At 70.3% G+C, this 11,188-nt stretch carries 9 protein-coding genes; 6 read left to right on the top strand and 3 right to left on the bottom strand.

All coding sequences use genetic code 11. The features are described from left to right. The first annotated feature begins 180 nt into the window (after window positions 1–180). The 5 genes from Dsi01nite_RS30360 (at window position 181) to Dsi01nite_RS30340 (ending at window position 5,604) form a co-directional block, all read left to right on the top strand. Window positions 181–1,866 (top strand): ABC transporter substrate-binding protein, encoded by a 1,686-nt coding sequence (locus Dsi01nite_RS30360; protein WP_203849725.1) that lies wholly within the window; start codon window positions 181–183, stop codon window positions 1,864–1,866. Window positions 1,867–1,936: 70 nt separating this feature from the next. Beyond that, window positions 1,937–2,920 carry an ABC transporter permease gene (locus Dsi01nite_RS30355; protein WP_239136289.1) on the top strand — a complete coding sequence of 328 codons (984 nt, stop codon included), beginning with the start codon at window positions 1,937–1,939 and terminating at the stop codon, window positions 2,918–2,920. Between the two features lie 10 nt (window positions 2,921–2,930). After that, a complete protein-coding gene (locus tag Dsi01nite_RS30350) occupies window positions 2,931–3,845 on the top strand; it encodes an ABC transporter permease (RefSeq protein ID WP_203849723.1) in 915 nt (304 codons plus the stop codon). Further along, a complete protein-coding gene (locus Dsi01nite_RS30345; protein WP_203849722.1) occupies window positions 3,842–4,798 on the top strand; it encodes an ABC transporter ATP-binding protein in 957 nt (318 codons plus the stop codon). Before Dsi01nite_RS30350 ends, Dsi01nite_RS30345 begins: the two co-directional genes overlap by 4 nt. After that, window positions 4,795–5,604: an ABC transporter ATP-binding protein gene (locus Dsi01nite_RS30340; protein ID WP_203849721.1), complete on the top strand. Its 810-nt coding sequence runs from the start codon at window positions 4,795–4,797 to the stop codon at window positions 5,602–5,604. The genes Dsi01nite_RS30345 and Dsi01nite_RS30340 overlap by 4 nt, the downstream gene beginning before the upstream one ends. 65 nt (window positions 5,605–5,669) lie before the next feature. Here Dsi01nite_RS30340 and Dsi01nite_RS30335 read toward each other — a convergent pair whose 3' ends face one another. After that, window positions 5,670–6,482, bottom strand: a complete 813-nt coding sequence (locus Dsi01nite_RS30335; protein WP_203849720.1) for a GH12 family glycosyl hydrolase domain-containing protein — start codon at window positions 6,480–6,482, stop codon at window positions 5,670–5,672. Window positions 6,483–6,697: 215 nt separating this feature from the next. Next, window positions 6,698–7,885, bottom strand: a complete 1,188-nt coding sequence (locus Dsi01nite_RS30330; protein ID WP_203849719.1) for a glycoside hydrolase family 27 protein — start codon at window positions 7,883–7,885, stop codon at window positions 6,698–6,700. 233 nt (window positions 7,886–8,118) lie between these two features. On the opposite strand from Dsi01nite_RS30330, the gene Dsi01nite_RS30325 reads away from it, so the two are divergent. Beyond that, window positions 8,119–9,129, top strand: a complete 1,011-nt coding sequence (locus Dsi01nite_RS30325; protein WP_203849718.1) for a LacI family DNA-binding transcriptional regulator — start codon at window positions 8,119–8,121, stop codon at window positions 9,127–9,129. Between the two features lie 50 nt (window positions 9,130–9,179). Here the strand turns inward: Dsi01nite_RS30325 and Dsi01nite_RS30320 are convergent, their stop codons facing one another. Next, entirely contained in the window at window positions 9,180–11,153 is a 1,974-nt protein-coding gene (locus tag Dsi01nite_RS30320; RefSeq protein WP_203849717.1) for a beta-galactosidase, read from the bottom strand. Window positions 11,154–11,188: the final 35 nt, after the last annotated feature.

Below are 11,188 nucleotides of genomic sequence, written 5' to 3'. Positions count from 1 at the left end.
CCGGCCGGTCGGCCGCGTCTGTGTGTGCGTCGATGTCTGCGGCCCAGGCAGACATCGACAGGACGTGAACAGGAAACCTCGCTGAGATAGTTTCGCTAAGAAAGAATCTGGGTTATGGTCGGCATCACATCCACCGGGCCGTCATCGGCCCGGGCGGGCACCCCTTTTTGAGAGGTCACGATGATCGCAAAGACGCGCCGCCTGGCGGCCGCGATCGTGGGCGTAACGGTCCTGCTGGCCGCCACCTCCGCTTGCTCCTCTTCGAACTCGCCGGGCAAGAAGGATGGCGCCCCCATCCTCAACATCCCCGGCGGGGATCAGAGCACCGAGAACTTCAACCCGTTCTCGCCCACCCGGATCCCCGGCACCGACGGCTTCATGTACGAGCCGCTTTTCTTCTACAACAACATCAAAGGCCTCGCCGACAAGCCGCTGGGCAACCTTGGTGACAGCTTCAAGTGGAACGCCGCCGGCACGGAGCTGAGCATCACCCTGAAGAGCGGCGTCACCTGGAGTGACGGCACGGCGTTCACCGCGAAGGACGTCGCCTACACCTTCAACACCCGCAAGGACAACCCGGCGCTGCGCACCAGCAGCAACCCGCCGTCGGCCGAGGCTGTCGACGACACCCACGTGAAGCTGGTCTTCACCCGCGCCTCCTTCATGGACGCGCCGGGCATCCTGGGCACGACCAACATCGTCCCGGAGCACGTCTGGAAGACTAAGACCGACCCGGCGAAGGACTCCAACACCCAGCCGGTCGGCACCGGTCCCTTCATCCTGAAGACCTACACGGCGCAGTCCTGGCTGCTGGAGCGCAACCCGAAGTTCCGTGACGCCGACAAGGTCAAGGTCGGTGGGGTGCGGTTCACCGCGACCGCCACCAACACCGCGGTCACCGACAAGCTCCTCGCCGGCGAGTTCGACTGGACGCAGGGCTTCATCCCGGACATGACCAAGGTGCTGGCGCGCAAGCCCGGGCTGGCCTACGCGCAGTCCGGGAACGGCATCATGATCAACATTGTGACCTGTGCCAACGCCGCGCTCGGCTGCGCCGGTCCGCAGACGGACCCGGCCGTGCGCAAGGCCATCTCCCAGGCGATGGACCGCGGTCAGATCAACAAGCTGGCCTTCAACGACGTCGGCAAGCCCGTCTCGGCCTCCTTCGCCGTCCCCGGCCGCGACGACCAGTTCATCTCCAGCCAGTTCAGCACGCCGATCCCCACCACCCCGGACGTGTCCGGGGCGAAGCAGACCCTCGAGGCCGCCGGCTGGGCACTCGGCTCCGACGGGCTCTACGCCAAGGGCGGCGCCAAGCTCAACCTCACCATCAAGGTGGTCAGCGGCTGGACCGACTACATCGCCGCCCTCACCGCACTCGTGCAGCAGCTCAAGGCGGCCGGCATCGGGCTCACCATGCAGCAGGTCTCCTACAACGAGAACCAGTCGGTGACCGCCTCCGGCAACTTCCAGCTGGCGATGACGGTGCTCGGCTTCACCCCGGCGCCGGACCCGTACTACGTCTACGAGTACTACTTCGGCACGAAGAACACCGCGAAGGTCGGCGACAAGGACGCCTCCTCGCTGGGCAACCTCAGCCGGTTCAGCAACCCCACGGTCGACGACCTGGTGGCCAAGGCCGCCGGCACCGAGGACCCCAAGGAACGGGCGAAGATCTACGCCGAGATCCAGCCGATCCTGGCCGAGAACCTGCCGTACATCCCGATCATCAACAACGTACAGTACGCCCAGTTCAACACCGCGAAGTTCGCCGGCTTCCCCACGGAGTCGGACCCCTACGCCTCGGCGGGTTACGGCAACTCCCCGGACAACGTCCAGGTCTTCATGCGCCTGCGCCCCTCCTGAACCACACCGCGTCACGATCCGGGGAGGCGACGGCATGCCGTCGCCTCCCCGGCGACCGAGGAGGTCAACGTTGCACCTGGTCCGTAAGCTCGCCCAGTACCTGGTGGCGCTCTGGGTGGCGCTGACGCTCAACTTCGCGCTGCCCCGCCTCCTTCCCGGTGACCCGGTCGACGCCGTGCTGTCCAAACTGCAGCAGCAGGGGCCGGTGGATCCCGAGTCCCGGCACGCGCTCGAGGTGCTCTTCGGCAACACCGGAGGGCCCTGGTGGCAGCAGTATCTCGACTACCTCGCCGGCATCGCCCACGGCGACCTCGGCACCTCCGTCACCTACTTCCCGACACCGGTCACCACCGTGATCTCCGAATCGCTGCCCTGGACGCTCGTGCTCGTCGGGATGGTGACGGTGCTGACGTTCGTGCTCGGGACCGCCCTCGGCACGATCGCCGGCTGGCGGCGCGGCACCTGGATCGACTCGCTGGTGCCGGCCACCACGGTGCTGCAATCCATCCCGTACTTCTGGGTGGCGCTCATCTTCCTGTACGTCTTCGGCGTCACGCTGGGCTGGTTCCCTCTCGGCGGCGGCTACGACTCGAACGAGTTCGTGCCCGAGCTGTCGTTCGCGTTCATCGGCAGCGCCGCCTACTACGCGATCCTTCCCGCGCTCACCATCCTGGTCAGCGCCATCGGCGGCTGGCTGCTGGGGATGCGCAACATGATGGTCGCCGTGCGCTCCGAGGACTACGTCGTGGCGGCGGAGGCCAAGGGACTGCGGCCGCTGCGGGTCATGACGATGTACGCGGCGCGCAACGCCGTCCTGCCGTCGGTCGCCGGTTTCGCCATCTCACTGGGCTTCGTGGTCGGCGGCTCGCTGGTGATGGAGCAGGTGTTCAGTTACCCCGGGATCGGCCGGGCGATGCTCCAGGCGGTCTCCAACAGCGACTACGCGCTCATGCAGGGCCTCTTCCTGGTGATCACCGTGTCGGTGCTGGCGGCGAACCTGGTCGTCGACGTCCTGTACGGGCTGATCGACCCGCGGACCCGGGTGCACGCATGAGGAGCAGCAGATGACCCAACTTGTGACCGCCGAGACGGCCGTCGCCGTCGACGTGGCGGCGGCGCGTTCCCGACCGCACTGGATCCGGCCGAAGTCCGTGATCGGCGGTGTGATCATCCTGGCCGTCGTCCTCTTCGCCGTGGTCGGGCCATTCTTCGTGCAGGACCCGCACGCGGTCTCCTCCGACGGCCTGACCGGCCCGAGCGCGGCGCACCTGCTCGGCACCACCAACACCGGCACCGACGTGCTGGCCCAGCTCGCCTACGGCGCGCGCGGCTCGCTCACCATCGGCATCCTCGTGGCGGTGCTGATCACCATCCTGACGTCGGTCTTCGGCGTCGCCGGGGCGTATGTCGGCGGGGCGGTCGACGACGCCTTCTCGCTGCTGTCCAACGTCCTGCTGGTGATCCCCGGACTGCCGTTGATGATCATCATCGGGGCGTACGTGCAGCACAAGAGCCTCTGGATGGTCGCGCTGGTCATCGCGCTCACCGGCTGGGCCGGCGGGGCGCGGGTGCTGCGGGCGCAGACGCTCTCGCTGCGCAGCCGCGACTATGTCTCCGCGTCCCGGGTCGCCGGGGAGAAGATGTGGCGCATCCTGCTCGTCGAGATCTTCCCGAACCTGCTGCCGGTGCTGTCCAGCGGCTTCGTCTTCGGCGTGGTGGGGGCGATCCTGGCCGAGGCCGGCCTCTCCTACATCGGCATCGGTGCCTCCGACTCGATCACCTGGGGCACGATGCTCGCCAGCGCCCAGGCCGGGCAGGCACTGCTGCTCGGCGCCTGGTGGTGGTTCGTGCCGCCCGGCGTCCTGATCGCGGTCCTGGGCTGCGGCTTCGCCCTCGTCAACTTCGCTCTCGACGAGGTGATCAACCCTCGGCTGCGGACCTACCGGATGCCGCGGCAGGACCGACAGGAGCGCCGATGACCACGTCCGACCCGGTCCTGACCGTGCGGGACCTCACGGTGGAGTACCACGGCGCCCGCCCGGTGACCGCGGTCCGTGGGGTGAGCCTCGAACTGGGCCGCGGCGAGATCGTCGGCCTGGCGGGGGAGAGCGGCTGCGGCAAGTCGACCTTCGCCTACGGGATCAACCAGCTGCTCCGCCCGCCCGCCCAGATCACCGGCGGCTCGGTCGTCTTCCACGACCGCGACGGCACCGACATCGACGTGCTGGCGCTGCAGGGCAAGGCGCTGCGGGCGTACCGCTGGGACAAGGCGTCGATCGTCTTCCAGGGCTCGATGAACTCGCTCAACCCGGTGCTGCGGATCTCGGCCCAGCTGCGCGACGTGCTCACCACCCACCGCCCGGAGCTGTCCCGGGCCGCGGCCGAGGAGCGGTGCACCGAGTTGCTGGAGCTGGTCGGGGTGGACCCGGGTCGCCGGCACAGCTACCCGCACGAGCTCTCCGGCGGCATGCGGCAACGGGTCATGATCGCCATGGCGCTCGCGCTGCGTCCACAGCTGATCATCATGGACGAGCCGACCACCGCCCTCGACGTGCTGGTGCAGCGCGACATCATCGCCGAGATCCAGCGACTGCAGCGCGAACTGCACTTCGCCGTCCTGTTCATCACCCACGACCTGCCGTTGCTGCTGGAGATCAGTGACCGGATCGCCGTCATGAAGGAGGGGCTGGTGGTCGAGCTCGACACGGTCGACCGGATCTACTCGGCGCCGCGGGACCCTTATACGAAGGCGCTGCTCGGGTCGTTCCCGACCCTGACCGGCGAGCGCGTGACCGATACCGACGCCGACACCGACATCGACATCGACACCGCGACCGGCGAGCACGCGAGCGCGGCCGACGCCACGGCTGACGCCGGGACCGACGCCGCGGCCGACGCCGACGGCCGCACGGTGGAAGGAGCGGCGCGATGACCGCGGAGCTGGCCGTCGAACGGCTCAACAAGGTCTTCACCCTGCGCGACGGGCGGCGCCGCACCCAGTTGCACGCCGTCCGCGACGTCTCGTTCGAGCTGACCAAGGGCCGGACCGTCGCCCTGGTCGGGCAGTCGGGCAGCGGCAAGTCCACGGTGGCCCGGATGATCGCCCGCCTGGAGGAGCCGACCAGCGGGGAGATCCGGCTCGACGGAGAGCTGGCGGGTCGCCGTGGCCGGTCCCTGGCGCGCTACCGCCACGACGTGCAGATGGTCTTCCAGGACCCGTTCGCGTCGCTCAACCCGTTCCACAGCGTCGCTCACCACCTCGCCCGCCCGCTGCAGCTGCACCACCGGCTCACCGGCGACCAGGTCCAGGCCCGGGTGGCGGAGCTGCTGGAGCGGGTCAACCTGCCGGCCGACTTCGCCGAGCGCAAGCCGCACGAGCTCTCCGGCGGCCAGCGGCAGCGGGTCGCCATCGCCCGGGCGCTGGCTCCTGGGCCGCGCGTGCTCATCGCCGACGAGCCGGTGTCGATGCTGGACGTCTCGATCCGGCTCGGCATCCTGAAGCTGCTCGCGCGGCTGCAGCGGGAGGAGCACCTGGCGGTCCTCTACATCACCCACGACCTGGCCACCGCCCGGCACTTCTCGGAGGAGATCATGGTGATGTGCCAGGGGGAGATCGTGGAGCGCGGCCCCTCCGACGACGTGATCCTGCGTCCCCAGGCCGATTTCACCAAGAAGCTCGCCGCCGCCGCACCCAACCCCGCCCGCAACCCCCGCCTGGCGGGCCTCCGCCCGGCCTGATCCGCATCACAGCCCGCTGCCGCCGGCCCGCCTGAACGGGGACCGGCGGCAGCGGCCGTCGAGGGTCAGGAGATCGAGACGTTGTAGTCGGTGGTGATGTACTTGCCGGTGCCCCGCCAGACCTCGAAGCCGGCCTGGACGCTGATCAGGTACTTGTTGGTGTCGAGCCAGCCGGCACCGACGCTGTAGTCCAGGAAGTCCCGGAGGTTCAGGCTCACGCTCGTGGTGGTGGCGGTGCGCACGAAGCTGATCACCTGCCAGGAGTCGGCCGACCGGTAGACGTCCCAGTTGGCGCCGGCGAGGGCGACGGTGGCGACCTTGTCGGTCTCCGGGTGGGCGCCCTCGGTGTAGTCGAGGAAGATCATGACCTCGTCCGTCGGCTGGCCCGACGGGTTGTCGCTCCAGTCGAGCCAGAGGTCGTAGATGGCGTCGCTCTTCTGGTCGGTGAGCTGGTTCTGCCAGGTCCAGTTGGTCCAGACGTTCTTGTTCTCCCACAGGTGCACCGGCAGGCCGCCGTGGTCGGGGCTGGCGTAGCCCCACTGCCAGCCCACCACCGTGCTCGGGAAGGCCTTGATGTGGTACTCGTCCCACTCCACCGACGACGAGTTCGACCAGCTCAGATCGGCCTGCCAGCCGTTGGTCGTGTTGTCGGTGTCGCGGCCGACACACTGCCATCCGGTGCCCCAGCCGTTCAGCGTGTGGCCCCACTTGCTGTTGATGGTCTGATACTTGCCGCCGTAGAACAGCGACTGCCAGTCGTCGCAGGTGTTGGTCCAGCTCGCGTGCGCCGGGGCGGCCCCGATCGCCAGGGAGCCGAGCACTGCGGCCAGCGGTAGGGCGATGAGGCGGGCGAGCCGGCCTCGTGATCCGTTGAACATGCGCATTCCCTTTCACCCGGATGACGGGCCGCGGTGGGTCCATGGCGCCATGGGCGCACCGCAGCCCGTTCGAGTTGTTCGATACGTTGCGCTGCCGATCGGCGGAGAACCAAGCCATCGATGAGTGTTAACAGCTTGTTGCCGAAGGTTATCGTTGCCGACTTGTGAACGTCAATGAACTTGCAGCGTCAAACATATTGAACAAATTGCTTGGTTCAGCGCGCCGGGTGAATGCTCATCCGCGCCGTTCCGTGCGGCGTCAGCCGGTAGACGGCGCAGCCATGGCCGGGTAGCCGTGCCGTGAGCGCGGCATCCGTGAGCGGGGGCAGGTCCTCGTGGGCCCAGAGGTCGCGGACCCCGTACTCACCGTGCAGGCCCAGGTCGCCCAGCGTCGCCGCGGTCGCCACGTCCTGCCCCGTCCGGTTGAACAGCGCCACTCCCACATCGCCGAACAGCAGCGGCTTCAGCCAGATCTCGACACCGTCGCGGGTCCCGGCCCGCCAGCCCTGCCGGCCCAGCCCGTCCTGGTTCAGCGCGATGACCTCACGGTTGCTCAGGATCGCCGCCGTGGTCTCGTCGAGGGAGCGCACGTCGGCGCCGATGATCAGCGGCGCCGCGAGCATGCACCACAGGCTGAAGTGCGTGCGGTACTCCTCGACCGAGCAGCCCCCGAAGCCCATGTCGCCGGCGACATGGCCCCGGCCGCCCATCCCCACCACCAGCAGATCCGGGTCGTTCCAGCGGCCGGGGCCGGCGAACCGCTCCAGACCCCGTTGCAGGTCGAACCCGATCTCGTCGATGCCGTGCTGGTCGACCCGCTCCCCACCGTGCCACGAGTCGCAGATGTCGCCGGTGGTGCGCCACAGCTGGCCGCCGGCCTGCGCGGCCCACAGCCACGGCTCCCGCCCGCCCCACTCGCAGACGCTGTAGACGATGTCCCGCCCGGTCGCCTGCAGCGCCCGGCCCATCGCGGTGTAGCGCAGCACCGCCGTGCCCCGGTCCACCGGTGCGTGGCAGTAGTCGTACTTGAGATAGTCGACCTGCCAGGCCGCGAACGTCTCGGCGTCCAGTTCCTCGCGGCCGAGACTGGCGGCCTCGCCGCCGCAGGTCAGCTCCGCCGCGTCGGAGTAGATGCCGAGCTTGAGGCCGCGCTCGTGCACGTAGTCCGCGAGCGCGCCGATGCCGCCCGCGAAGCGCTCGGGGTGTGGGACGAGCCGCCCGGCGCCGTTCCGGCCGCCCTGCCAGTGGTCGTCGATGTTGACGTAGCGGTAGCCGAGGTCGCGCAGGCCGGTGCTGACCAGCGCGTCGGCGGTCTGCCGGATCAGGGCCTCGTCGACCGTCGGACCGAAGGTGTTCCAGCTGTTCCAGCCCATGGGCGGGGTGGGCAGGTGGGCCAGGGTCATCGTTGCATCACCTCACGCTGAATTTCATCGAATATCTGCGAACTTCACGCCGGACAATAGGCGGCTTCCGGCCACCGCGACACCGCCCCGCCGGCCGGTTCCGGGGCTGGTGGGGCCGGGCGGAAGGCCGATGTGCTGGACGTATTGACGATCATCTGGGCTCAGCGTACGTTCACTGAAACTATCGAACGTTCGCTGGAGGTGTGATGAGCCGCCGCGCTACGCTCCGTGACGTGGCCGCACGGGCCGGCGTCGCCGTCAGCACCGCCTCCCACGTCTTCTCCCGGACGGTCTTCGTCACCCCGGCGACCCGGGCGATCGTGCTCACGGCCGCCGACGACCTCGGATACGAGCCGCGGCTGCGCAGCCGGTCCCGCTCGCCCGTCGGCACGCTCACGGCGGTGGGCGTCATCACCCGCTGGTCGCACCAGGCCTCGGCCGCCAACCCGTTCTTCGGCCCGGTGCTGCAGGGCGTCGAGCAGGTCTGCCGCACCCTCGGCCTGTCCCTGACGCTGGAGGTCGTCGAGCCCGACCCGGACGGCGGCAGCGAGCTGCCGGTCATGGTGCGGCGCGGCCGGGTCCAGGGGGTCCTCGCCGTCTCCGTCCACGATCCGGTCCACCTGCACCAGCTCATCGAGACCGGCATCGGCTGCGTCCTCGTCGACCACGCGGTCGAGGATCCGGCGATCGACTGTGTCCGCGACGACGACGAACGCAGCGGGTACCTCGCGACCCGGCACCTGCTGGAGCACGGGCACCTCGATCCCGTCCCCGCGATCGTCGCCGGACCGTCGGCGATGACGTCGATGAGCGACCGGGTGGCCGGCTACCGCCGCGCGCTGGCCGAGTTCGGCCGCGCCGTCGACCCGGCCCACCTGCGGCTGGAGGCCGACCTCAACATCGCCGGTGGGCGGGCCGCGATGGCGGCGCTGCTCGCGCTGCCGACCCGGCCCACCGCGGTCTTCTGCTGCACCGACACGCTCGCCATCGGCGCCCTCGCGACGCTGCGGGACCATGGACTGCGCGTCCCCGACGACGTCTCCGTGATCGGCCACGACGACATCGACATGGCCGCGCACACCGATCCACCGCTGACGACCATGCGGGTCGACAAGCGGCTGCTCGGTGCCCAGGCGGTCTGGCACCTGGTGCAGCGGGTCGCCGAGCCCGGCCTCGCGGTCCGCGACACCCGGCTGCGGGTGTCGCTCGTCCCGCGGGCGTCGGTCACCCACCGCCCGGCCTGAGGCCTGTTCTGACCCTGTGCGGCGAGGTCGTGGGTTGGTCGATGCACGCGCTAGTTTGCGGCGCCGAGCACCCGGACCCCGCCGGGCGGCAGCGTCACCACGGTGCCGGCGTCCCCGCCGATGAGCAGGTCCGGCCGCGACACCGGGAGCGTCACGCTGCGCTCCCGGTCGTCGTGGTTGATGAGGATCAGCACGTCGGCACCGTCCGGGCCGACCCGGCGGCAGACCTCGACCCGATCGGTGCCGTCGGCGCCGTCGGTGGCCACCGCGAGCCCGGCCTGGGCGACGACCTGCCGGACCAGCGCGGTCATGGCGACCGGGTCGAGCCACGCACCGCAGTACGTCACCTGGCCCGCCCCGAACGGCACCGCCACCACCGCCGGCTCACCGTCGAGCCAGCCGTTGGCGGGCCCGTAGCGCAACAGGACCCGGGCGTCCCCGCCGGTCACCGTCAGCCACTCGGCCCAGATGCTCGCGGACGCCTCGGTCGCGCCGAGCAGCGGGCCGCTCACCGGGACCGGATGCTCCAGGGCGTAGAACTCGGCGACGCGGATGCCGGCGACGCCCAGCGGGCCGGGCGGCCGGGACGGCAGCAGGGCGTTCTCCCGGTCCTTCACCCCGGTGCGGGCCCCGAGCAGCAGGTGACCACCGGCCCGGACCCAGTCCAGCAGTGCGGCGGTGCCCGCGTCGTCGACGAGGTGCAGGCTCGGGGCGACGACCAGCCGGTAGCCGTGCAGGGCCGCGTCCGGGGCGAGGATGTCGGGCTGCAGGCCGGCGAGGCGCAGCGGCCGGTAGAAGGTGAGCAGGTGCTCGACCGGGTCGAAGTCGCGGTGGTGGCGCTGGTTGCCGATGGCCCAGCGGTCCTCGTCCCCGGACAGGATCGCCACGTCGGTGCTGACCTCGGTGCCCGCCAGGGCGGCGGCCGCGGCGGCGAACTCCCGGCCCACCTCCGCGGCCTCGGTGTAGAACGGCCGGGGCTCGCCGTCGGCGCCGATCAGGGTGCCGTGGTACTGCTCCTGGCCGCCGGGAGCGGCGCGCCACTGCCAGTAGAGCAGCCCGTCGGCGCCGTGCCCGACGGCGTTCCAGGCGATCCGGCGGGCCTCGCCCCGGTCGAGGGTGTGGTTGACCCCGGCCCAGCAGTTGCTGCCGGGCTGGACCTCCATCACCCAGTGGTTGCGGCGCTTGAGGCCGCGAACGGCGGCGTGTGCCCCGCCCGCGTCGGGATGGTCGAGGTGGCCCGGGTAGTAGTCGAGGCCGACGAGATCGACCTGCGCCGCGAGGGCGGTCTGGTCGAAGCCGCCGAACCAGGTCATCACGTTGGCGGAGATCCACTGCCCGGGGCGGGCGTGCGCCCGGACGACGGCTGCCTGGGCCTCGAGGTGGTCGCGGAAGGTTTCGCTGACGAAGCGCCGCCAGGCCAGCGCCAGCGACGGATGGGCGGGTCCGGTGGGGAGCGGGATCTGGGCCCAGTCGGTGTACTCCTGGCTCCAGAACACGGTGCTCCAGCGCCGGTTCAGCTCCTCGGTGGTGCCGTAGCGCCCACGCAACCATTGCTGGAACGTGGCCCGGGTCGCGTCGTCGAACGACACGGTGTTGATCTCGTTGTCGATCTGCCAGCCGAGCACGTCGGGGTGGTCGCCGAGCCGCCGCGCCATCGCCTCGGCGATCCCGACGCAGAACTCGCGGTAGCGCGGGCTGGACAGGGCCGCGTGGGTCCGGTTGCCGTGGCTCGCCCGGCGGCCCTGCGCGTCGACGGCGAGGACCTCCGGCCAACCGGCCGTGAGCCAGGCCGGCGGCCCCGCGGTCGGGGTGGTCACGACGCAGGCGAGGCCATGTGCGGCGGCGGCGTCGACGGCGTCGACCAGCCACTGCAGTTCGTAGTGGCCGGGGCTCGGTTCCAGCCGGCTCCACGCGAAGTCACCGAGCCGGACGACGGTCATCCCGGCCTCCGCCATCAGGCGCAGGTCGGTCTCCCAGCGCCGCACCGGCCACTGCTCGGGATACCAGGACGTGCCGAAGTGCATGAGGTCTCCGATGAGAGTTGGAGCGTGGAAACGCG

It is taken from the genome of Dactylosporangium siamense (assembly GCF_016862795.1).
GTDB lineage: Bacteria > Actinomycetota > Actinomycetes > Mycobacteriales > Micromonosporaceae > Dactylosporangium > Dactylosporangium siamense.
Note: the sequence above shows the minus strand (reverse complement) of the source record. Positions and strands in the feature narration are given on the sequence as shown.